At 62.9% G+C, this 20151-nt stretch carries 26 protein-coding genes; 12 read left to right on the forward strand and 14 right to left on the reverse strand.

Annotation, left to right across the window (positions count from 1 at the left end; all coding sequences use genetic code 11):
* Positions 1-4: 4 nt before the first annotated feature.
* From J0I79_RS07365 to purC, 6 genes are all read right to left on the reverse strand, one after another.
* A complete protein-coding gene (locus J0I79_RS07365) occupies positions 5-412 on the reverse strand; it encodes a hypothetical protein (RefSeq protein WP_292856110.1) in 408 nt (135 codons plus the stop codon).
* The gene (locus J0I79_RS07370) at positions 409-1074 is read right to left on the reverse strand and encodes a glutathione S-transferase family protein (RefSeq protein WP_292856111.1); all 666 of its coding nucleotides are present in this window, start codon (positions 1072-1074) and stop codon (positions 409-411) included. The genes J0I79_RS07365 and J0I79_RS07370 overlap by 4 nt, the downstream gene beginning before the upstream one ends.
* A 64-nt stretch (positions 1075-1138) precedes the next feature.
* Positions 1139-1807 carry a phosphoribosylformylglycinamidine synthase subunit PurQ gene (gene purQ / locus J0I79_RS07375; protein ID WP_292856113.1) on the reverse strand — a complete coding sequence of 223 codons (669 nt, stop codon included), beginning with the start codon at positions 1805-1807 and terminating at the stop codon, positions 1139-1141.
* The gene (locus J0I79_RS07380) at positions 1804-2058 is read right to left on the reverse strand and encodes a hypothetical protein (RefSeq protein ID WP_292856115.1); all 255 of its coding nucleotides are present in this window, start codon (positions 2056-2058) and stop codon (positions 1804-1806) included. The genes purQ and J0I79_RS07380 overlap by 4 nt, the downstream gene beginning before the upstream one ends.
* Before the next feature lie 18 nt (positions 2059-2076).
* Entirely contained in the window at positions 2077-2319 is a 243-nt protein-coding gene (gene purS, locus J0I79_RS07385; protein WP_292856117.1) for a phosphoribosylformylglycinamidine synthase subunit PurS, read from the reverse strand.
* A 42-nt stretch (positions 2320-2361) separates the two neighbouring features.
* Positions 2362-3156, reverse strand: a complete 795-nt coding sequence (gene purC, locus J0I79_RS07390) for a phosphoribosylaminoimidazolesuccinocarboxamide synthase (RefSeq protein ID WP_137930004.1) — start codon at positions 3154-3156, stop codon at positions 2362-2364.
* 277 nt (positions 3157-3433) lie between these two features.
* Between purC and J0I79_RS07395 the strand changes: the two genes are divergently transcribed.
* Positions 3434-3754 (forward strand): DUF1476 domain-containing protein, encoded by a 321-nt coding sequence (locus J0I79_RS07395; RefSeq protein ID WP_292856120.1) that lies wholly within the window; start codon positions 3434-3436, stop codon positions 3752-3754.
* Between the two features lie 163 nt (positions 3755-3917).
* Positions 3918-4691: an HpcH/HpaI aldolase/citrate lyase family protein gene (locus tag J0I79_RS07400; protein ID WP_292856121.1), complete on the forward strand. Its 774-nt coding sequence runs from the start codon at positions 3918-3920 to the stop codon at positions 4689-4691.
* A 19-nt stretch (positions 4692-4710) separates the two neighbouring features.
* Here J0I79_RS07400 and J0I79_RS07405 read toward each other — a convergent pair whose 3' ends face one another.
* Positions 4711-5265 (reverse strand): alpha/beta hydrolase, encoded by a 555-nt coding sequence (locus J0I79_RS07405; RefSeq protein WP_292856122.1) that lies wholly within the window; start codon positions 5263-5265, stop codon positions 4711-4713.
* A gap of 244 nt (positions 5266-5509) precedes the next feature.
* Here J0I79_RS07405 and J0I79_RS07410 point away from each other — a divergent pair, with 244 nt between their 5' ends.
* Positions 5510-6322 carry a VOC family protein gene (locus tag J0I79_RS07410; RefSeq protein ID WP_292856124.1) on the forward strand — a complete coding sequence of 271 codons (813 nt, stop codon included), beginning with the start codon at positions 5510-5512 and terminating at the stop codon, positions 6320-6322.
* A gap of 49 nt (positions 6323-6371) precedes the next feature.
* Here the strand turns inward: J0I79_RS07410 and purB are convergent, their stop codons facing one another.
* The 3 genes from purB to J0I79_RS07425 are packed head-to-tail and all read right to left on the reverse strand — an operon-like array spanning position 6372 to position 8986.
* Positions 6372-7679 carry an adenylosuccinate lyase gene (gene purB, locus J0I79_RS07415; protein ID WP_292856126.1) on the reverse strand — a complete coding sequence of 436 codons (1308 nt, stop codon included), beginning with the start codon at positions 7677-7679 and terminating at the stop codon, positions 6372-6374.
* Between the two features lie 60 nt (positions 7680-7739).
* Positions 7740-8204: a hypothetical protein gene (locus J0I79_RS07420; protein ID WP_366013989.1), complete on the reverse strand. Its 465-nt coding sequence runs from the start codon at positions 8202-8204 to the stop codon at positions 7740-7742.
* Positions 8205-8260: 56 nt separating this feature from the next.
* A complete protein-coding gene (locus J0I79_RS07425; RefSeq protein WP_292856129.1) occupies positions 8261-8986 on the reverse strand; it encodes a DUF2259 domain-containing protein in 726 nt (241 codons plus the stop codon).
* 131 nt (positions 8987-9117) lie between these two features.
* Here J0I79_RS07425 and J0I79_RS07430 point away from each other — a divergent pair, with 131 nt between their 5' ends.
* Positions 9118-9372 (forward strand): DUF2171 domain-containing protein, encoded by a 255-nt coding sequence (locus tag J0I79_RS07430; protein WP_115143044.1) that lies wholly within the window; start codon positions 9118-9120, stop codon positions 9370-9372.
* An 8-nt stretch (positions 9373-9380) separates the two neighbouring features.
* Here J0I79_RS07430 and J0I79_RS07435 read toward each other — a convergent pair whose 3' ends face one another.
* On the reverse strand, positions 9381-10406 hold the full coding sequence (locus tag J0I79_RS07435) for a P1 family peptidase (RefSeq protein ID WP_292856132.1): 1026 nt from the start codon (positions 10404-10406) through the stop codon (positions 9381-9383).
* Positions 10406-11479 carry an ABC transporter substrate-binding protein gene (locus J0I79_RS07440; RefSeq protein ID WP_292856134.1) on the reverse strand — a complete coding sequence of 358 codons (1074 nt, stop codon included), beginning with the start codon at positions 11477-11479 and terminating at the stop codon, positions 10406-10408. The genes J0I79_RS07435 and J0I79_RS07440 overlap by 1 nt, the downstream gene beginning before the upstream one ends.
* Before the next feature lie 180 nt (positions 11480-11659).
* Here J0I79_RS07440 and J0I79_RS07445 point away from each other — a divergent pair, with 180 nt between their 5' ends.
* Genes J0I79_RS07445 through J0I79_RS07475 form a run of 7 tightly spaced genes read left to right on the forward strand, consistent with a single transcriptional unit; the run spans position 11660 to position 17989 of the window.
* Positions 11660-12187 (forward strand): flavin reductase, encoded by a 528-nt coding sequence (locus tag J0I79_RS07445; RefSeq protein WP_292856136.1) that lies wholly within the window; start codon positions 11660-11662, stop codon positions 12185-12187.
* A complete protein-coding gene (locus tag J0I79_RS07450; protein WP_292856138.1) occupies positions 12184-13113 on the forward strand; it encodes a MoxR family ATPase in 930 nt (309 codons plus the stop codon). Before J0I79_RS07445 ends, J0I79_RS07450 begins: the two co-directional genes overlap by 4 nt.
* Positions 13114-13116: 3 nt before the next feature.
* On the forward strand, positions 13117-14367 hold the full coding sequence (locus J0I79_RS07455; RefSeq protein ID WP_292856140.1) for a VWA domain-containing protein: 1251 nt from the start codon (positions 13117-13119) through the stop codon (positions 14365-14367).
* Positions 14368-14415: 48 nt separating this feature from the next.
* Complete coding sequence (locus J0I79_RS07460; RefSeq protein WP_292856141.1) at positions 14416-14754, forward strand: XdhC family protein; 339 nt, start codon at positions 14416-14418, stop codon at positions 14752-14754.
* A 6-nt stretch (positions 14755-14760) separates the two neighbouring features.
* A complete protein-coding gene (locus J0I79_RS07465) occupies positions 14761-15465 on the forward strand; it encodes an XdhC family protein (protein WP_292856142.1) in 705 nt (234 codons plus the stop codon).
* Positions 15462-17072, forward strand: a complete 1611-nt coding sequence (locus J0I79_RS07470; protein ID WP_292856144.1) for a molybdopterin-binding/glycosyltransferase family 2 protein — start codon at positions 15462-15464, stop codon at positions 17070-17072. Before J0I79_RS07465 ends, J0I79_RS07470 begins: the two co-directional genes overlap by 4 nt.
* A 32-nt stretch (positions 17073-17104) precedes the next feature.
* A complete protein-coding gene (locus tag J0I79_RS07475; RefSeq protein ID WP_292856146.1) occupies positions 17105-17989 on the forward strand; it encodes an alpha/beta fold hydrolase in 885 nt (294 codons plus the stop codon).
* Between the two features lie 13 nt (positions 17990-18002).
* Here the strand turns inward: J0I79_RS07475 and J0I79_RS07480 are convergent, their stop codons facing one another.
* The gene (locus tag J0I79_RS07480) at positions 18003-19055 is read right to left on the reverse strand and encodes a DUF1176 domain-containing protein (protein ID WP_292856148.1); all 1053 of its coding nucleotides are present in this window, start codon (positions 19053-19055) and stop codon (positions 18003-18005) included.
* Between the two features lie 141 nt (positions 19056-19196).
* On the opposite strand from J0I79_RS07480, the gene J0I79_RS07485 reads away from it, so the two are divergent.
* Positions 19197-19703 carry a DUF1993 family protein gene (locus J0I79_RS07485; protein ID WP_292856149.1) on the forward strand — a complete coding sequence of 169 codons (507 nt, stop codon included), beginning with the start codon at positions 19197-19199 and terminating at the stop codon, positions 19701-19703.
* 53 nt (positions 19704-19756) lie between these two features.
* On the opposite strand, the gene J0I79_RS07490 is transcribed toward J0I79_RS07485, so the two are convergent.
* Positions 19757-19921 carry a hypothetical protein gene (locus J0I79_RS07490; protein WP_292856150.1) on the reverse strand — a complete coding sequence of 55 codons (165 nt, stop codon included), beginning with the start codon at positions 19919-19921 and terminating at the stop codon, positions 19757-19759.
* Positions 19922-20151: the final 230 nt, after the last annotated feature.

Consider the following 20151-nt stretch of genomic DNA (forward strand, 5'->3'; position numbering starts at 1 on the left):
AGCCTTACGCGGCAGCCGTGCAGGACGGATTACCCGCCTGCCAGCGGGCAATGTCGGAACCGATACGCGCGCCGAGCGGATCGTTCATCAGCGGGCCGAATGCGTCGACGCGGCTCGAATTGCCTTGCGCCTGCACGACCAGAAGCGGCTTGCCGCCATAGTGCTTGGCCGGCACCAGCAGGAAGCGCGGCGTGCCGCTGAACGAATTCAGTTCGTTCGCCATCTGATATTGCCTGAAGGCCGGGTCCTTGCTGGCGATCCAGCATTTGTGGGCCGCGATCGCCACCTGCTCCATGGCCAGCAGCGACGCGCTCTTGCCCGAAGGGGCAGGCGTGCTCTTCGGGCTCGACTGGCACGATGCCAGGGCAAAACCGGCCGCGACGACTAAGAAGACAGTCTTGCTCTTGATCAAGCGGCACCCATCTCGAGTTCGGACAGAAAAATCTTCAGGCCGTCGGTCATCTCGCCCCATACCCTGGACAATGCCGGGTGCTGCAAGGCGATCTGCTCATAGGCATCGAATTTGGGGTAGGCGTCGAGCAGATCATGGCGGCCGGTCATGACACGGAAATTGTTGAAGACGAACCGGGTCGGCGTCAGCCAGGCATCGGCGAAGCTGATGTCGTTGCCGAGCGCGAACGGGCCTTGCGCCATGCGCGCCTCGATCGCCGCCAGTCCGTGGTGAAGACGGGCGAACTGGGCGTCGATCTCGGCATTATTCCGCTTTTGCACGAAATGCAGCTCGAACAGTTTCATCGTCGGCGTCAACACATCGAGATCCGTGATGCGGGAGAACATGCGCACCAGCGCGCGGTCCCTGGAATCGGCCGGCAGCAGCGCCGGTTCCGGAAACCGCTCCTCGAGATATTCGGCGATGACCACCGATTCGACGATCGTTTCGCCGGAGCCGGTGATCAGCACGGGAATCCGGTTCATCGGCGAGATGGCGCGAAACTCTTCGGGGATCGGGAAGCCGGGCGGCGGCGCGATGATCTTGAGCGGCACGTCCTTGATATAGGCCAATGCCCGCACGATCGACGAGTAGGGCGACAACGGCCGCGAATAGAGTTTCATGACCGTTTCTCCCCGAGATTGTTATTTTGAATCACCGCAATTCTTAAGGTTGCGGTCGCAAACTTCAAGCGGCAATGCCGAGCGCGCCTTCGAACAGCGCCCTTCCGTCGCTGCCGCCATGAGCCGCCTCGATCAGATTCTCTGGGTGCGGCATCAGACCGAGCACATTGCCCTTGTCGCTGATGATGCCGGCAATGTCATTGATCGAGCCGTTGGGGTTGGTGCCCTGGGCATAGCGGAACACCACCTGGCCCTCACCCTCGATGCGGGCGAGCGTTTCGGCGTCGGCGAAGTAATTGCCGTCATGGTGCGCCACCGGCGAGCGGATGATCTGGCCCGGCTGGTAGCGCCGGGTGAACATTGTGTTGGCATTGGTGATCTCGAGCTTCACCTGCCGGCAGACGAATTTCAGCGAAGCATTGCGCATCAGCGCGCCCGGCAGCAGGCCGGCCTCGACCAGGATCTGGAAGCCGTTGCAGACGCCGATCACCATAACGCCCTTGGCCGCCTTTTCGGCGACCGCCCGCATGACAGGCGTGCGCGCCGCGATCGCGCCGCAACGCAGGTAGTCGCCAAAGGAAAAGCCGCCGGGAATGGCGATCAGGTCGACATCGGGGATTTCGGTGTCGGTCTGCCAGACGGTGGCCGGCGCCTTGCCGGAAATCTTGGTCAGCGCGGCGATCATGTCGCGGTCGCGGTTGAGGCCAGGAAGAAGGACGACGGCTGATTTCATCTTGGTTCGTAAGGCCTCTGAGCTTCGGCAAGTTCACGCAGTTCGAGACGGCGATCTATGCGTTCAAGTCGATCATCCTGGCGGGCGAGAATGCCATAGATGTTATGGATGTCACTCTGCGTCGCCACCATGTGACCCCGCATCACATTCAATTCCCGTTTCGTCTCGGACACATCCTGACGAAGCTCACCAATTTCCTGATGAACGCGCTTCAAAAGCTCGAACATCAGCCCATTCGTGACTTCAGACATGGCGCCTCCGATGCAACCTCAGGTAAGCGTCACACTATAGTTCTCAATCACCGTGTTCGCCAGCAGCTTGTCGCACATGGCTTTCAGGTCGGTCTCGGCCTTGGCCTTGTCGGTTCCCGCCAGTTCGACGTCGAACACCTTGCCCTGCCGCACCGCGCCGACGTCGTCAAAGCCCAGCCCGGACAGCGCGTGTTCGATCGCCTTGCCCTGCGGGTCGAGCACGCCGTTCTTGAGGGTGACGGTAATGCGGGCCTTGATCACGCTGGGTATGCTCCTGTCTGAATGTTGGATCGCAAGCCGCACTCAGTGCGGCTTGCCCTTGAAGCCGTCGGTCGAGGCGACCAGCACCGGGCCGGTCGGGCGCGGCGGCTCGTTCTCGTTCATGATGCCAAGGCGGCGAGCGACTTCCTGGTAGGCTTCGACGAGGCCGCCCATGTCGCGGCGGAAGCGGTCCTTGTCGAGCTTGTCCTGCGTGGCCACGTCCCAGAGCCGGCAGGAGTCCGGCGAAATCTCGTCGGCGACGACGATGCGCATCATGTCGCCCTCGAACAGGCGGCCGCATTCGATCTTGAAATCGACGAGCTGGATGCCGACGCCCATGAACAGGCCGGAGAGGAAATCATTGACGCGGATGGCGAGCGCCATGATGTCGTCGATCTCCTGCGGGCTCGCCCAGCCGAAGGCCGTGATGTGCTCTTCCGAGACCATCGGGTCGTCGAGCGCGTCGGCCTTGTAATAGAATTCGATGATCGAGCGCGGCAGAACGGTGCCTTCCTCGATGCCGAGGCGCTTGGACAGCGAGCCGGCGGCGACGTTGCGCACCACGACCTCGAGCGGAATGATCTCGACTTCCTTGATCAACTGCTCGCGCATGTTGAGCCGGCGGATGAAATGGGTTGGGATGCCCATGCGGTTCAAATGGTTGAAGATGTGCTCCGAAATGCGGTTGTTGAGCACGCCCTTGCCATCGACCACTTCGTGTTTCTTCTTGTTGAAAGCGGTCGCATCGTCCTTGAAGAATTGGATCAGCGTGCCCGGTTCCGGGCCCTCATAGAGGATCTTGGCCTTGCCTTCATAAATGCGGCGGCGATTTTTCATTTGATTTTTTCTCTGGATTTGCGGGCAGGCGGCAAGCGACCAGTTCCTGTCCGTCTGCCTAAATTAGTGCGGCGACGGTGGCGTTCAATGCCGGTGTCTATCGCAATCGCATTGTTTGCTCAATCGTCAAATCCTTCCAATCAACCGCTTTCGGGACTGAAATGCCGCAGCGCAGCATGCGACGAAGCGTATTGACCGGCTCGCGACCTTTTGGTTTGTGCTTCGGCAACACACATATGCACCGCAAAACGAATCGGATTTGACCCGGAGGGACGCCATGAGCAGCATGAAAGACCGCGAAGAGGGCTTCGAGCGCAAATTCGCTTTCGACGAGGAGCTTCGGTTCAAGGCCTCGGCGCGCCGCAACAAGGCGCTCGGCCTGTGGGCCGCCGAAAAGCTTGGAAAGTCGGGCGCCGACGCCGATGCCTACGCCAAGGAGGTCGTGGTTTCCGACATCGAGGAAGCCGGAGACCATGACGTTTTCCGCAAGATCCGCCGGGATTTCGATGCCGCCGGCGTCGACCAGTCCGACCATCAGATCCGCCGCACCATGGATGAACTGATGGCGCAGGCGATCGAGCAGATCAAGAACACCTGATCTAGCCGTGTCCGCGAAAGTGTCCCACGGTTTTGACGCAAAACCTGCGGCAAGCCTTGAGTGACTCGACCAATCGACCGCCCGGCACCACCGGGCGGTTTTTCTTTGCCTTTGCCCCGGTTTCCGGCTGAAACTGCGATCCTTAACAAGGAAAGAGATTTAGATGTCGCTGAAGTCCCGCCTCGCCGCCGATGAAACGCTGGTCACCGCATGGTCCGGCGTGCCGGATGCCCTGACCGTCGAGATTCTGGCCAAGCAGGGGTTCGACGCGGTCACGCTCGACATGCAGCATGGCGGCCATCACGAGGACAGCGTTCTGCGCGGCCTTATGCCCGTGCTTGCGGCCAACAAGCCGGCACTCGTGCGCATCCCGGTCGGGCGCTTCGACATGGCGAGCCGGGCGCTCGATTTTGGCGCCGAGGCGGTCATCGCCCCGATGGTGAATTCGGTGGCCGACGCGAAGCTGTTCGCCGCGGCGATGAAGTATCCGCCGCTCGGCGAGCGCTCCTGGGGGCCGACTTATGCCTTTCCGCGCCACGGCAAGGGCGACCATGCCGAATGGCTGCGCGACACAAACCAGCGCACCATGGCCTTTGCCATGGTCGAGACACGCGCCGCGCTCGACGCGCTCGACGGTATTCTCGACACGCCAGGCATCGACGGCATTTTCCTCGGGCCATCCGACTTCTCGATCGCCTGGACCAACGGCGCCACCGTCAGTTCGACGCTGGAGAGCATGATGGAGACGGTGGCCTCGGTGGCCGAGCGCACCCGCAAGGCCGGCAAGCACGCCGCGATCTATGTCGTCGAGCCGGCCATCGCAGGCCGTGTCGTGTCGATGGGCTACCGCCTGCTCGCCACCGGTTCCGAACATGCGCTGATTTCGCTGGGCGCCAAAACCTTGCTCAAGGGCATCAAGGATTCGATCGGCGCCTGACGCGGCGCGGCTGGAGACCTCAGGCCTTCAGTTCCGTCAAAAACTTGGCGAAGGTCATGGATCCCTCCGGCCACGGGCCGAAACCTGAATCGGCGTTGAGGTGGCCGGCTTCGCCGGCATCGATGAACAGCGAGCCCCAGGCGGCGGCAATGTCCTCGGCCACCTCGAAGGCGCAAAACGGGTCATTGCGGCTGGCGATGACCATTGAGGGGAAAGGCAGCGGCTCGCGCGAATAGGGTCCGAAGGTCATCAGGTGCCTCGGGCGGATTTCGGGGTTGGCGACGTCGGGCGGCGCAACGAAGAAGGCTCCGGCCACGGGCTTCACGAATTGCGGAATGGCTTGTACCGCCGCCGCTACTCCCAGCGAATGCGCGACAAGAACCACCGGCTTCTCGGCCTCGTTGACCGCCTTGGCCACGTTCGCCGCCCAGTCCTCGCACACAGGCTTAGACCATTCCGCCTGCTCGACGCGTCGCGCCGTCGACAGTTTCGACTGCCAGCGGGTCTGCCAGTGCTCGGGTCCGGAATTGGTGTAGCCGGGAATGATGAGAATATCTGCGTCTTTGACTTTCATGCCGCTGAGATAGCGAGCGCGATTGCCTCGTGCAACCGTTGATGAGCTTGCCTCAGCGCGGAACGGTGAACACCATGTTCGCATTTCGCCGTCTTGTGTGAACGATTGCGATCGACGATCTCTGGTCATGAGAGAAACAGCCGTGGAGGACCGGATTTTGGCACTGACACGACGCACAATGATCGGCGGCGCCGGGCTCCTGGCATTGGGAGCTTCCTCACGCGTTGCCGCAACGGAGACAATGATGAGCGAACTGCCATTTGCCGCCACCACGCCGGTGAGCGTTGCCCGGGTCGGGCTGAAGGCGCGCGATGCCGAGAGCCTCGCCGCCTACTATCGCCGGGTCGTGGGCCTGCAGGAATTGAGCCGCGCCGACGGCGCGATCACCTTGGGCGCCGCCGGGCGGCCCTTGCTGGTCCTTGAGCCCGACACGTCTGCCAAGCCGGACGATCCGCGCAGCGCGGGTCTCTTCCACACGGCTTTTCTGCTGCCCAGCCGGGCCGATCTCGGCCGCTGGATCAACCACGCCATTGCTGAAAAGATCGCGATCGAGGGGGCTTCGGACCATCTCGTCAGCGAAGCGCTCTACCTGACGGATCCCGAGGGTAACGGCATTGAAATCTATGCCGACCGCCGCCCGCAGGATTGGAAATGGAATGGCGACAGGATCGCCATGGCGACCGAGCGGATGAACGTTCCGTCCGTGGTCGCCAGCGTACCGGCCGGCGATGCCGGCTGGCAGGGCGCGCCCGAGAACAGCATCATCGGCCATGTCCATCTGCGCGTCGGCAGGCCCGAAGAGGCCGAAGCCTGGTGGAACCAGGAATTCGGTTTCGACACCGTTGCCAAATATGGCAGCCAGGCGGTGTTCCTGTCGTCAGGCCATTACCACCATCACATCGGCGCCAATGCCTGGCAGAGCGCCGGCGCCGGCCCCCGTGATCCGTCTCGTTCCGGTCTCGCCTGGGTCGAGATGCGCTCGGACAATGTGACCAGCCCGGTGGACCGCGAAGACCCGTGGGGGACAGTGATCAGGACTGTTCCTGGAAAGGCTTGATTGGACGTCGGCGCAGCTTCCTTCTCCCCGTAAACGGGGAGAAGGAAGCTCAGGCCTCTCCAAACACCCGCCTGAAAATCGTATCGACATGTTTAGTGTGGTAGCCCAGATCGAATTTCTCGCGGATCTCGGCCTCCGGCAGGGCAGCAGTCACTTCCTTGTCGGCTAGCAATTCCTCAAGAAAATCAGCGCCTTCCTCCCACACCTTCATGGCGTTGCGCTGTACCAGGCGATAGGCGTCCTCACGCGACACTCCGGCCTGCGTCAACGCCAGCAGGACGCGCTGAGAGTGCACCAGGCCGCGGAACTTGTTCATGTTCTTCAGCATGTTGTCGGGGTAGACGAGCAACTTGTCGACCACACTGGTCAGCCGCGACAGCGCGAAGTCGAGCGTCACCGTGGCGTCCGGGCCGATCATGCGCTCGACCGACGAGTGCGAGATGTCGCGCTCATGCCAGAGCGCCACATTCTCCATCGCCGGCAGCGCCATGGAGCGCACCATTCGGGCAAGGCCGGTCAGGTTTTCCGTCAGGACCGGATTGCGCTTGTGCGGCATCGCCGACGAGCCTTTCTGGCCCGGCGAGAAAAATTCCTCCGCTTCGAGCACTTCGGTGCGCTGCAGGTGGCGGATTTCGGTCGCCAGCCGCTCGATCGACGAGGCGATGACGCCGAGCGTGGCGAAGAACATGGCGTGACGGTCGCGCGGGATCACTTGCGTCGACACCGGCTCCGGCTTCAGCCCGAGTTTTGCCGCCACGTGTTCCTCGACATAGGGCTCAATGTTGGCAAAGGTGCCGACCGCGCCTGATATGGCGCAGGTGGCGATGTCTTCGCGCGCATGCACCAGCCGCTCGCGGCAGCGCGAGAACTCGGCATAGGCCTGCGCCAGCTTGACGCCGAAGGTCGTCGGCTCGGCGTGGATACCGTGGCTGCGGCCGATGGTTACGGTGTCCTTGTGTTCGAAGGCGCGGCGCTTGAGCGCCGCCAGCAGCGCGTCGATGTCGGCAAGCAGTTTGTCGCTGGCGCGGGTGAGCTGGACCGCGAAGCAGGTGTCGAGAACGTCCGAAGACGTCATGCCCTGGTGGATGAAACGCGCGTCCGGTCCGACGAATTCGGCAAGATGGGTCAGGAAGGCGATGACGTCATGCTTGGTGACGCGCTCGATGGCATCGATCTTCTCGACGTCGAATTGCGCGGCGCCACCCTTTTCCCAGATGGTCTTGGCGGCTTCCTTCGGGATGACACCAAGCTCGGCCAGCGCGTCGCAGGCATGGGCCTCGATTTCGAACCAGATGCGGAACCGTGTTTCGGGCGACCAGATGGCGACCATTTCCGGCCGGGAGTAACGAGGAATCATCGGTCAGTCCTGACATGTCGGTGGGATTAGCCCGCCTCCTAACAGAGGCAGCCAAAATCCTCAACGTTGATGCCGAGCAAACCAGAGGCTGGCGGCGAACAAGGCGATGAAACCGAGCGGAAGATAGAGCCGTATGCCAAGCACGACGAATTGGTAGGACGCCACCGCCATGGTGAATGCGAACTGAAAGCCCCAGGTGAGGGTGAAGACGGGCGCATGCCATTCGGCATAGTAGGATCGGTATTGCAGGGCATAGAGCAGGGCGGTCAGGCCGATGGTCGCCGCCGCGATGCCGACGAACGCCGCTGCGAAGGCGACCTCCGGGCTCCTTCCAAGCGAGACCAGCCGGGCGGCGAACAACCCAACCGGAAACGCCAGGCCGCCGCCGGCCGCGAACAGCACCGAGACGGTGCGGATTTTCTGGGGCGTCACCCAATTGTCCAGCAACAGGTTGACGAGCGTGCTGGCGCCCATCGCGAGCGCCCACAGCAACGCTCCCAGAAACGCGGTACCCGGCGTCGGTATCGCGCGACAAAGGTGGTTCAGGACACGACTATACCTTGCGGCCCGCACAAGCTCTGTCACAGGCGGCCGGTCACGGCGATCCAGCGGTAGTCCGGCCCTTCGAAGCCATATTGGCGCACCGCGATCAGCACGGCATAGGCGCTGAGACTGTCCATCGAAAACGTCTGCACCGCGCCGATCCGGTATCCGTTCGGGCAACCTCGGCTCTTGGGGATGGACTTGTCCTCATGCAGCAGTCTGGTCGTGCCGCCGTCCTGCGCCTCGATGCGTAGCAGCCGGAAGCCATTGATCTCGCCCTGGCTTTCGCAGCCCTCGGTGGCATTCATGCCGATCTCGTCCAGCCGGAATTCGAGCGGCTGGTCCACCGGGGAAAAGATCGGGCGCGGATTGACCGCCATCCGGTGTGGATCGGCCGAAAGTTCGGTCACCGGGTTGAAGCCGGCGGTAATGCCGCGATTGGCGTCAAGCTCGGCCTGGCTGACGATCGCCTCACCCTTTTGCCGCGCCTGAAGGCGCGCCGCATCCAGTTTCGCGCTCTCGTCATCCAGGCGGACGCGGATCGGCGTGCCCTTGAGGAAGCTGTCGGTGCGGGTGTCGATGTAATAACGGTTGGCATAGGGAAAGCCTGAGCCGTCCTGCACGCCATATTCCTCGAAGGCGAACACGCCGCCATCCCTGGTGAATCCCAGGATTTCCAGTCCGGCGACATCTCCGGCATGCCCGGCGATCGGAGCCACAAGCTGCGCGGCCAGGGAAACGGCAAACAGGAAAAGCATTCGCATCGTGTTTCACTCCGGGGGTGCGGTTGTTTCAATGCCTAGCATGCCGAAATCAAAACGTCGTGCGGGTCAGGACCTATGCATCCAATCGGCTCGTCATTTGTTATTGTCGGCAGTCCCAATGGAGAACTACCATGACCGACACCAGCAAAATTCGTGAGCATATGGAAGTCGTCGGCGCCGATGGCGTGCATGTCGGCACGGTCGACAAGGTCGACGGCCAGCGCATCAAGCTGACCAAGGCCGATAGCGGAGAGGGCGCACACAAGGGCCATCACCACTACATTTCGCTGGCGCTGGTCGCCGAGGTCGATGGCAAAAAGGTCTGGTTGTCGGCGAATTCCGATGTCGCGGTTACGTTCGAGGAAGAAAAATCGGATCCTGTCTGATCATCGGGTCAATCGGCGCGCGATGACCAGACCGGGAACAAATCGTTCTCGGCTGGCGTCGCGGCAAACACACCGCGGCTGATGGCGCGCGCCATGGTGGCGCCGGCCGCGGCATAGAGGTCGATGGCAGCGTCGGCTTCGAGCTGGATGCCGCTTCTGCCCGTCGCCAGCGCGAAGACCAGATCGCCGTCGGCCGGAGTATGGGTCGGCCAGATGGCGCGCACGAAGCCGTCATGCGCGGCCATCGCCAGGCGTTTTGCCGCCGCCTTGGTGAGAACGGCATCCGTGGCGATGACGGCGATGGTGGTGTTGCCGCCGGTTTCCATCTGCATGCCAGAGTGCTTGTCGCGATATTTGAGCAGGATCCGCTTGGCATCGTCCGGCATGGGCGTGGGGTAGCCGAACCCACCGAACTCCTCGCCGATTTCGAAAGGGGCAGCCCAGAAATGGCGGGTACGGCCGACCGTTACCGATCCGGTCGGGTTGACGGCGGCCAGCGCGCCGATCGTCACGCCATTGTCCAGCCGTGTCGAAGCTGAACCCAGGCCGCCTTTCAGACCGGCGGTCAATGCACCGGTGCCGGCGCCGGCTGTTCCAATCTGGAAGTCGGCGGTGGCGGCTTGGGCCGCCTCATAGCCGAGGTCGCGATACGGGGGATAACGACCCCAATCCTTGTCGCCGCCATTGCGCAGGTCGAACAGGATCGCCGCCGGCACGATTGGTACCCGGAAGCCGCCCACTTCGAAACCGATGCCGCGCTCACGCAGCGCTGCCTGCACGCCGGACGCGGCGTCAAGGCCGAAAGCCGAACCGCCCGAGAGCACCACGGCATGGACGGTTTCGACCGAATTGTGCGGCTCGAGCAGGTCTGTCTCGCGCGTGCCCGGCGCTCCGCCCAGAATCTGTACGCCGGCCACCGCCGCCTGATCGCAAAGGACGGCGGTCACTCCAGACTTCAGCCTGGCATCGGCAGCGTTGCCGACATGCAGACCGGCAACATCGGTGATCAGGTTGCGCGGACCGGTACGGAACATCAGTTGCTTTCCAGGGGCACGAAGCGTGTGCCGTCGAAACGGAAAACGCGGTAGGGGCTCTGGCTGAGGTCACCCTTTGCATCGAAGCGGACGGGGCCGATCGCGGTGGTGAAATCATGCCCGGTCAGCATTTCGGCCAGCGGCTTACCAGTGTTCGCGGCTTCCTCCGACGCCACTTTGGCGATCTCGATCGCCGCATAGGCGGGCAGCGTATAGCCGTCGGGCACGGCTTTTTGCGCCGCAAAGGCCGCCAGCACTTTCGGGTCGGCGACATCGGCCCATTCGGGCGGCGCGATCATCAGCGTGCCGGTCGCGTAAGGCACGTCGCCAGGCGGCGTGCGCAGATTTTCACCGCCGGCAATCACGATGCCCGCCTGGAGCTGCGCGGCATCGCGGCCCATGATGGCGATGTCGTCGCCGTCGCCGCCGGCAAAGACATGCGTGGCGCCGGCCTTCTTCAGGCGTCCGATCAGGCCGATCTGGTTGTCGAGCTGAGGCCGGAACGTGTCGACGAAGACGGGTTTCAGTGCTGCTTGCTCCGCCGCGGCGCGAAATGTCTCGGCGATCTCGCGGCCATAGATGGTGCCGTCATCGATGATGGCGAACAGTTCGTCCCGCCACAGACGGGTCAGCGCGGCTGCAACGGCGTTGCGCTCGTCGTCGCCGCGCGGGCCGAGGCGATAGACCGGCCAACCGGTCTTGGCGCGTCGGTCGGTCAGGCTTTCGGTCCGCACGCCGACGGTGATGACCGGGATATTAGCGCCCTTGAGGATCGGCATTGCCGCTGCGATAGCGTCGGTGCAAAGGAAGCCGACGACGATGTTGACCTTTGCCGCCGCGAACTCCCTCGCCGCCGCCGTGCCGCCATCGGCGGTGCAGGCGTCATCGATGGTCTTGAGTTGGATGCCGTTCGCTTCGGCCGCTAGCCCTGCACCGGTCTCGATCTGTTTGCCGAGAATGGCCGATGGTCCCGACAGCGGCGCAGCGACGCCGATCGTCAGCGTCTGGGCGCCGGCGGGGCCGGCCAGAAGCAGCCAGGCCAATGCGGCGTATATCATTGCTCGCGATCGCATCCTGTCGCTGAATTCCTCCGGGGCCGCGCCTGCCGGGCAGCCATCAATTCCCGCCAAGACCTAAAGGCTGCCCGGCCTTGGTGCAACACGCGAATTCAGGGATATCAACCAAGCACTTCGCTTGTGGCATGCCATGTCTGGCCATATATAGCGGTAGGGTTCTGGTTACGGAAAATTCCGGTGCTGAAGAAGAATGACATTGGACCACAGGCCTATCGCGACGCGATGAGCCATTTTGCCGGCCACGTCCACGTGGTCACGACGGATGGCCCGGCCGGCAAACGGGGTACGACGGTGATCGCGGCCTGCTCTGTATCGGACACGCCGCCGACCATTCTGGTCTGCCTCAATCGGGAGAATCCGAAGAACGAGGCGTTCGTGAAGAACGGCAGATTCGCCCTGAACACCTTGGCCTCGCACCAGCAGCCGCTGTCTGTCGGGTTCTCCGGCATCACCGGCCTTCCCGTTGAGGAGCGTTTCGCACTGGGCGAGTGGGATGTGATCTCCACCGGTGCGCCGACGCTGAAGGGCGCGCTCGCCGTGTTCGACTGCGAATTGATCGACACCAAGGACCTTGCCACCCATCGTGTGCTTTTTGGCAAGGTGACAGGCCTGCGCATGGGCGATAATTTGCGGCCGCTGATCTATCACGCCCGCGGCTACCATGTTCTCGAAAGCGGTGCGGCGGCGTTCACGGAGAAGGAATGAACGGGCTGACACCGCGCGCCGTGCCGCGGACGATCGACGAGACGCTCGATCTCCTGACCGGAGCGGACTATGTGGCGGATCGCTCTTTGGCGACGGTCCTTTTCCTCTCGCTGCGCATGAAACGACCGCTTTTCCTCGAGGGTGAGGCAGGCGTCGGCAAGACCGAGATCGCCAAGGTGCTGGCCGAGGCGCTCGGCCGCCGGCTGATCCGCCTGCAATGCTATGAAGGGCTCGATGTCTCCTCGGCTGTCTATGAGTGGAATTACGCCGCCCAGATGATCGAGATCCGCATGGAGGAGGCATCCGGCAAGGTCGATCGCTCCGCCATGGAGCGCAATGTTTTCTCGGAAAAATACCTGATCCGCCGCCCGGTTCTCGATGCGCTGACCGGCAAGGAAGGCGCGGCCCCGGTCTTCCTGATCGACGAACTCGACCGTACCGACGAAGCCTTCGAGGCTTTCCTGCTCGAAATCCTGTCCGACTATCAGGTGACGGTGCCGGAACTCGGCACCATCAAGGCCGAAGAGCCGCCGATCGTCATCATCACCACCAATCGTACCCGTGAGATCCATGACGCGCTGAAGCGGCGATGCCTCTATCACTGGGTCGACTACCCCAATGCCGAGCGGGAGCTCGAAATCGTGCGCCGCAAGGTGCCGCGGGCCAATCAGCGGCTTTCGGCGGAGGTGGTCTCCTTCATCCAGAAGCTGCGCCGGATCGAACTGTTCAAGGTGCCCGGCGTTGCCGAAACCATTGACTGGGCTGGCGCGCTGACCGAACTCGACAAGGTGGCGCTCGACCCCGAAACCGTATCGGACACGATCGGCGTGCTGTTGAAGTACCAGGACGATATTGCCCGCATCGGGTCGGGTGAGGGCCGGCGTATCCTCGATGAGGTCAAGGCCGAGCTTTCGGCGGCGGAGTAGACCGTGACCGCGCCCCGTGCCGAACCCAGGGAAGCGACAGCGGACGGGCGGATCGCTGACAACATCGTCTATTTCGCGCGCACCTTGCGCAAGGCCGGCATGCGGGTAGGGCCGGCCTCGGTGAAGGACGCCATCGAGGCGGTGCTGGCGGCCGGCATCGGTTCGCGCGACGACTTCTATTGGACGCTGCATGCCGTTCTGGTCTCGCGGCATGAGGACCACGTGATCTTCGACGAAGCTTTCCGGCTGTTCTGGAAATCGCGCGAATTGATCGAGAAGCTGCTGGCGATGTTTTCGCCGGTGGCGCTTGATACCAAAGAGAAGCAGAAGCCACGCGCGGCGGAAAACCGTGTCAGCCAGGCGATGTTCGAAGGCCATCAGAAGAGCCGGCCGACCCAGGAGATTCCCGAGATCGAGGTCGATGCCCGCTTTACCTTCTCCGGCAACGAGCTGTTGCGGGGCAAGGACTTCGCCCAGATGAACGCGGCCGAGATGGCCGATGCGAGGAAGGCGATCGCGGCGTTACGGCTGCCTGTCGATCTGGTACGGACCCGCCGCTTCAAGGCCGATGCGCATGGCCGCCGCATCGATCCGCGCGCCATGATGCGTTCGGCCGCGCGCACGGGTGGCGAATTGATCCTGCCGAAGTTCCGCTCGGTCCGGGAAGTGCATCCGCCATTGGTGGTTCTGGCTGACATCTCCGGTTCTATGAGCCAGTACACGCGCATCTTCCTGCATTTCCTGCATGCGCTGACGGAAAAGCGCCGGCGCGTCCACACTTTCGTCTTCGGCACGCGGCTGACCAATCTGACCCGGCAGATGCGCCACAGGGATCCCGACGCCGCCCTTGCCGACTGCTCGGCCGCGGTCAAGGACTGGTCGGGCGGCACGCGCATCGGCGACACGCTGGCGCAGTTCAACCTTGTGTGGTCGCGGCGCGTGCTGGGGCAGGGCGCGGTGGTGTTGCTCATCACCGACGGGCTGGAGCGCGACGATGTCGCCGGGCTTTCGCAGGAGATGGAACGGCTGCACAAATCCTGCCGGCGGCTGATCTGGCTCAACCCGTTGCTGCGCTTCGACGGTTTTCAGGCGCGCGCCCGTGGCGTCAGGGCGATGCTGCCGCATGTCGACGAGTTCCGCTCGGTGCACAACCTCGATGCGCTCGCCGATCTCTGCGCTTCGCTGGACAAGAAATCGGCGCTTTCGGTCGATCCGCGAAGATGGATGGATGCTGGCGCGAGGCATGCCGCGTAGCCATATGTTTTCGGCTCCCTGGAAAAACAGACCCTGAGAGAAGCAACCATGAGCGACAGTCTTTATCTCGATGAGGCCCGCGATCCGCTGATCATCGCGGAAGGCTGGATGAAGGACGGCAAGGATGTCGCGATCGCGACCGTGGTGGAGACATGGGGTTCGGCGCCGCGCCCGGTCGGCAGCCACCTCGTCATCGATGCCGAGGGCAATTTCCACGGCTCCGTGTCGGGCGGTTGTGTCGAGGGCGCCGTGGTAAGCGAGGCGATCGACGTCATCGGCTCCGGCAAGGCCCGGATGCTGGAGTTCGGCGTCGCCGATGAGACTGCCTGGCAGGTCGGTCTGTCTTGCGGCGGCCGCATCAGGGTCTATGTCGAACGATTGGGGTGATTTCGGATGGATCCCTATGCGCTGAAAACCCTCAACGCCGAACGCCGCGCCCGCCGTGCGGCCATCCTCGTTACCGACCTCGGCGATGGCCGCGATCGCATCGTTCGCGAAGGCGATCAGGTCGCCGGCGATCTCGGAACGGCCATCGCCAAGGCGTTTCGATCCGGCAATTCCGGCTCTGTCGAGGCTGAGGGGCGGACCTTCTTTCTCAACGCGCATCTGCCGCGGCCGCGCCTTGTGGTGATCGGCGCCGTCCATATCAGCCAGGCACTCGCTCCCATGGCCCGGATATCAGGCTATCCCCTTGAGATTATCGATCCGCGCACGGCCTTCGCGACGCCGGATCGCTTTCCCGATGTCACGCTTCACGCCGAATGGCCGCAGGATGTGCTGGAGCGCCAGCCGCTCGATGCCTACACCGCGCTTGCCGCCGTCACTCATGATCCGAAGATCGACGATTTCGCGCTGAAGGCGGCTCTCGACGCCAGCTGTTTCTATGTCGGAGCGCTTGGCAGCCGAAAGACGCATGCCAAACGCGTCGAACGGCTGCTGGCGCTGGGCGCCAGCGCCGAGCAGATCGCCCGTATCCATGCGCCGATCGGGCTGGATATCGGTGCCGCGAGCCCGGCCGAGATAGCGGTTGCCATTCTCGCGCAAACGATCCTTGCCTTCCGCTCGCGCGGCCTGGACGCGAAGGGCGCCGCGGCGTGAAATTCGGACCGATTCCGATCGATGCCGCCGAAGGGGCGGTGCTGGCGCATGCCATGACCGCTGGCGAAACGCGGTTTCGCAAGGCGCACAGGTTGAGCGCCGAAGACCTCTCGATATTGAAGGCGGCGGGCGTTGCGCAGGTCGTCGCGGCCGTGCTTGCTCCCGGCGACCTCAGTGAAGACGCGGCGGCGCAGAAAATCGCCGAGAGCATGATTTTCACAGGCATCGAGGCAAGGCCCGCCGCCACCGGCCGGGTCAATCTTCATGCCGAGGCGGCCGGCATCTTCACGGTCGATGCCGCCGTCATCGACGCCATCAACGCTGTCGATCCCGCCATCACCCTTGCCACTCTGGCCCAGCATGCTCCGGTCGAGAAAGGACAGATGGTCGCGACGGTGAAGATCATTCCCTTCGCGGTCGCTTCCGCGCTGGTCGATGCGGTGACGAAAATCTGCGCCGGTGGCGAAATCTTCGCCGTCAATGCTTACAAGCCGGTGCGTGTCGGCGTCATTCAAACGGTGCTGCCGGGTATCAAGCCAACAGTGCTCGACAAGACGTTGCGCGTCACCGAAGCAAGGCTGGCGCGCTCGGGCGGCTTGCTGACGGCGGAGCGCCGCACGTCACATGAGATTGCCCCTGTAGCCGAGGCCGCTGTTGCGCTCGCGCGCGACAATGACATGGTGGTGATCTTCGGCGCCTCCGCCATGAGCGATTTCGCCGATGTCGTCCCGGCGGCGATCGAAAGGGCTGGCGGAACCGTCATTCGAGCGGGCATGCCGGTCGATCCGGGCAATCTGCTGGTGCTAGGCACGCTCGATGGCAAGCGCATCATCGGCGCGCCCGGCTGCGCCCGCAGCCCCAGGGAGAACGGCTTCGACTGGGTGCTCGACCGGTTGATTGCGGGTCTTGACGTCACTGCAAGAGACATCGCCGGCATGGGGGTGGGCGGGCTGCTGATGGAGATACCGACGCGACCGCAGCCGCGCGAGCCGCTGCCAGCCCGGAACCGGCTCAAGGTCGGGATCGTGCTTCTTGCGGCGGGTCGGTCGAGCCGCATGGGCGGCCCGAACAAGCTCATGGCGCTGTTCGACGGACAACCGTTGGTGCGCCGAACAGCCGAACGCGCACTCGCCTCGAAAGCTTCGGGCACGATCGTCGTTACCGGCCATCAGCGCGAGCGGGTACGCGGTGCCTTGTCGGGTCTGGACGTGACCTTTGCCGACAATCCGGATTTCGCCGATGGCCTGTCCACCTCGCTCAAGGCCGGTATTGCCTATATGCCCGAAGATACTGCCGGTGCGATGATCGTTCTTGGAGATATGCCGGGCATTGCGCCTGGCGACCTCGACCGGCTGATCGATGCGTTCCGTGCGGCCGGGGGCAATTCCGTGGTCCGCGCCTCGCATCTCGGCAAGCGCGGCAACCCGGTGCTCCTGCCGCGCTCGCTGTTTGCAGCCATTGCCCACCTCGAAGGCGATACCGGCGCACGCCATCTGGTTGAGGCCGAGGGGCTTGACGTCATTGATGTCGAGATCGGCGAGGGCGCCTCTGTCGATGTCGACACCCGCGAGGCGCTTGAAGGGGCGGGCGGCGTGTTGCAGGATTGACAAACCCGGGCTGAAAAACGCAAGCCTGCGGCATGGCTCGTCGTTCTGTTTCTCTCCTCCTGGTCGCAACGTTCGCGCTTTGCGCCACAGGTCGCGCCAACGCGCTCGAACTCAAACCCTTCAAGGACGATCTCTTCGCCTATCCGGCCGCCTTGTCGTCTGACAGCAATGGCGCTTACACGGTCCTCGACTACCACGAGATGCGCGATATCAACCAGCGTGACGAGGTGCCGGAGAAGCGCGTCCGTGCGCAATATACCGATACCGGTGTGCGCAAGGTGCAGCAGGATCTGCTGCTGAAGACCGACGCCGGCGACGTCAGGCATGTCGCCGTGGGCAAGACGGAAGGCGCCGCCATCATCGTGCTCTACCTGCACGGGCAGGGCGGCAGCCGCAAACAGGGCGTCGACGACTTCACCTTCGGCGGCAATTTCAACCGCATCAAGAACCTTATGGCGGCCAATGGCGGCCTCTACATCTCTCCGGATTTCCCCGATTTCGGCGACAAGGGCGCCGCACAGGTCGCGGCCCTGATCGATCATTATGCCGAACAGTCGCCGGGCGCGAAAATCTTCGTCGCCTGCGGCTCGATGGGCGGCGCCCTGTGCTGGAAGCTCGCCGGCCGCAAGGATACCGGTGGCCGCATCAACGGCCTGCTGCTGCTTGGTTCGCTCTGGGACCAGAGCTTTCTTACAAGTCCCGCCTTCAAGCGCCGGGTGCCGGTCTTTTTCGGCCAGGGCAGCCATGACGTGGTCTTCCCCGTGGCCAACCAGGAAGCCTTCTTTCGCTCCATCACAGCCAAATCGAAGACCTATCCGACCCGTTTCGTGCGTTTCGAGACCGGCACGCATGGCACGCCGATCCGCATGGTCGACTGGCGCGGAACGTTGAACTGGATGCTGTCGAAGGCGCCTTGATTAGCCGGGTGGCTCAAGGCGCCGTGTTGTAGTCGACCACGGTCTGCGGGTTTTCCTCGCCGTCATAGGATGCGTCGACATCGTACTGGACCAGCGAGAAGTCGCCGTTGCGGAACAGATAGGTGCCCGATGACGAGGCATCCCCGACACCGCGCCACTTGTCGAACGTGGTGATCGTGTGGGCATTCTCATCATAGCTGGAATTCGTCGCCCAACCGGTCGTCCGGAAGCCGACTATGTGCATGGATTCGACCTTGCCCTCGCTGTCGTTGTTCACATAGCGGATGTCCATTTCCGGTTCCGTGAACTGCAATTGCTGCACGACCGACAACGGGTCGGTCATGTAATAGACCGAACTTTCATTGTACGCCGCGGCAGCGCAGGAGAAATGGAACAGCCGGGTTTCCTTGTCGGGATCGCCGGGCTGCGCGTCCTTGTCCTTGTACTTGATCGAAAAGACCTCCGGCTCGCTGGCCAGCTTGTCCTTGTCGCACTGGTCGCCATAGGTCGCCAGGAAGGCCTTCTTGGCTTGTTCGAGGGCCGCATCCTTCTTTGGCGGCGGCGGACCGTCACCGCAGCTCGGCGGCACGGCTTGCTCGAAATCGGCTGTCGACGGCTTCAGCGCTCCCTTGTCGATGAAGATCGGCTGGAATGGCGGCGCCACCTGGGCTTGGGCATTCACCTGGCGCAGCGTGTAGCAGCCGGCAAAGACTTTCGACTCACCTTTCTTGTCGGTCGCCTGGATAGCGACCGGAACGCTGTAGTAGATGCTGCCCGCCGCGCCTTCGTCGGATACGGCGCCGGTTTTGACCTCCACCCTGTCGGTGCCGTCATAGCCCTTGACGAACGTATCGAAATCCTTTGCCGGCTTTGTATCGCCGTAGTAGCCCCAGGCCCGCGCGAATTCGTGCCGGTTGATGGCGCTGTAGAGCGAATTGACGACCGCTTCCGCGGTGGACCGGTCGTCGACATAGGGCGCTTCGGGTGTATCGCCGGCGGCGAAAGCCGGCAAATCCGTCGTGGCAAGGGAGAGAAGGGCAGTCGCTGCGAGAAAGGCGCGTCTCATCGGGAATCTCCGCTCGATAACGCAGATTCTACCATGGCGATTGCGGCGGCGTGGTGACGCGACGCCCGCCGCGCTTGAAGAATCGTGTTTGAGGGCGCTACGTCCTCACCGTCGGCGTTCCTGCCGGATAGGAGATTTCACGTGACGATATCGATGTATGAGGCATCCGTACCGGTGTTTTCAGCCAGGCTGAAAGCCCTTTCCAATGTTCTGGCCGCGGCCGAACAAAACGCGCTTGACCGCAAGATCGACCCGCAAGTGTTTTTGACCGCGCGGCTTGCGCCGGACATGTTCGCGCTGACCAGGCAGGTGCAGATCGCTACCGACCACGCCAAGGGCGCCCCCTCGCGACTGGCTGGCCGCGAAGTGCCGAAATACGAGGACAATGAAGCAAGCTTTGCCGATCTCGAGGCGCGCATTGCCAAGACGGTCGCGCACCTGGCGACGTTCTCGGCCGCCGATATCGACGGTTCCGACGACAAGATGATCGAGTTGAAGCTGGGAGGCCGCGAAATCACATTGGGCGGCATGCAGTACCTGCTGCATGTGGCCATGCCCAACTTCTATTTCCATCTCACCACCGCTTACGACATCCTGCGCCACAATGGCGTGCCGCTGGGCAAGGCGACCTTCCTGGGATCTCGTTGAGCCGAAGCTTCGAGATGTCCCGGACCGGTCCGGGACATCTCGCCGGATTGCATTCAGCGGATGGACATTTCGCGGGCGATACGCGGAAAATCGGCGGGCTTGATGCCGATATCGGCACGGTCGGCATTGCTCATCGAATTAAGCAGTGCGAGCGCCGAACGATATCTCAGATGTTCCTGCGGGCGCGGCCGGGCGAACATTTCAGTGAAGAAACCCATGTTCAGGCTCCTGGTTGGTCCTCCACAGCGGCCAATATAGGTGAATCGTGACGATTGTGCAGTGCAGCATTTGCATGCCTGCCATGTCCGGATGATTTTCATAAGATTTTTTTGTCGTTACGGCGAAACTTTTCCGCCGCACCGATCGTAGGCTTCGATGCTGGCACTGGCCAGTTTTCCTCGCCACTCCTGGCGAATTTCCGGACTGCATGAAAGTGCAGTCCGGCTTT

Origin of the sequence: Mesorhizobium sp. (assembly GCF_017306585.1) — a bacterium.
In the GTDB taxonomy this organism is placed as follows: domain Bacteria; phylum Pseudomonadota; class Alphaproteobacteria; order Rhizobiales; family Rhizobiaceae; genus Mesorhizobium.

Excerpts from the sequence above, each read along its gene's own strand:
- purQ (WP_292856113.1), bottom strand. The coding sequence starts at position 1,807 with ATGAAATCAGCCGTCGTCCTTCTTCCTGGCCTCAACCGCGACCGCGAC.
- J0I79_RS07430 (WP_115143044.1), top strand. The coding sequence starts at position 9,118 with ATGACCGACACCAGCAAAATTCGTGAGCATATGGAAGTCGTCGGCGCC.
- J0I79_RS07410 (WP_292856124.1), top strand. The coding sequence starts at position 5,510 with ATGAGCGAACTGCCATTTGCCGCCACCACGCCGGTGAGCGTTGCCCGG.
- purB (WP_292856126.1), bottom strand. The coding sequence starts at position 7,679 with ATGATTCCTCGTTACTCCCGGCCGGAAATGGTCGCCATCTGGTCGCCC.
- purC (WP_137930004.1), bottom strand. The coding sequence starts at position 3,156 with ATGAAAAATCGCCGCCGCATTTATGAAGGCAAGGCCAAGATCCTCTAT.
- J0I79_RS07405 (WP_292856122.1), bottom strand. The coding sequence starts at position 5,265 with ATGAAAGTCAAAGACGCAGATATTCTCATCATTCCCGGCTACACCAAT.
- J0I79_RS07450 (WP_292856138.1), top strand. The coding sequence starts at position 12,184 with ATGAACGGGCTGACACCGCGCGCCGTGCCGCGGACGATCGACGAGACG.
- J0I79_RS07490 (WP_292856150.1), bottom strand. The coding sequence starts at position 19,921 with ATGGGTTTCTTCACTGAAATGTTCGCCCGGCCGCGCCCGCAGGAACAT.
- J0I79_RS07460 (WP_292856141.1), top strand. The coding sequence starts at position 14,416 with ATGAGCGACAGTCTTTATCTCGATGAGGCCCGCGATCCGCTGATCATC.
- J0I79_RS07395 (WP_292856120.1), top strand. The coding sequence starts at position 3,434 with ATGAGCAGCATGAAAGACCGCGAAGAGGGCTTCGAGCGCAAATTCGCT.
- J0I79_RS07465 (WP_292856142.1), top strand. The coding sequence starts at position 14,761 with ATGGATCCCTATGCGCTGAAAACCCTCAACGCCGAACGCCGCGCCCGC.
- J0I79_RS07475 (WP_292856146.1), top strand. The coding sequence starts at position 17,105 with ATGGCTCGTCGTTCTGTTTCTCTCCTCCTGGTCGCAACGTTCGCGCTT.
- J0I79_RS07480 (WP_292856148.1), bottom strand. The coding sequence starts at position 19,055 with ATGAGACGCGCCTTTCTCGCAGCGACTGCCCTTCTCTCCCTTGCCACG.
- J0I79_RS07425 (WP_292856129.1), bottom strand. The coding sequence starts at position 8,986 with ATGCGAATGCTTTTCCTGTTTGCCGTTTCCCTGGCCGCGCAGCTTGTG.
- J0I79_RS07380 (WP_292856115.1), bottom strand. The coding sequence starts at position 2,058 with ATGTCTGAAGTCACGAATGGGCTGATGTTCGAGCTTTTGAAGCGCGTT.
- J0I79_RS07440 (WP_292856134.1), bottom strand. The coding sequence starts at position 11,479 with ATGCGATCGCGAGCAATGATATACGCCGCATTGGCCTGGCTGCTTCTG.
- J0I79_RS07400 (WP_292856121.1), top strand. The coding sequence starts at position 3,918 with ATGTCGCTGAAGTCCCGCCTCGCCGCCGATGAAACGCTGGTCACCGCA.
- J0I79_RS07370 (WP_292856111.1), bottom strand. The coding sequence starts at position 1,074 with ATGAAACTCTATTCGCGGCCGTTGTCGCCCTACTCGTCGATCGTGCGG.
- J0I79_RS07435 (WP_292856132.1), bottom strand. The coding sequence starts at position 10,406 with ATGTTCCGTACCGGTCCGCGCAACCTGATCACCGATGTTGCCGGTCTG.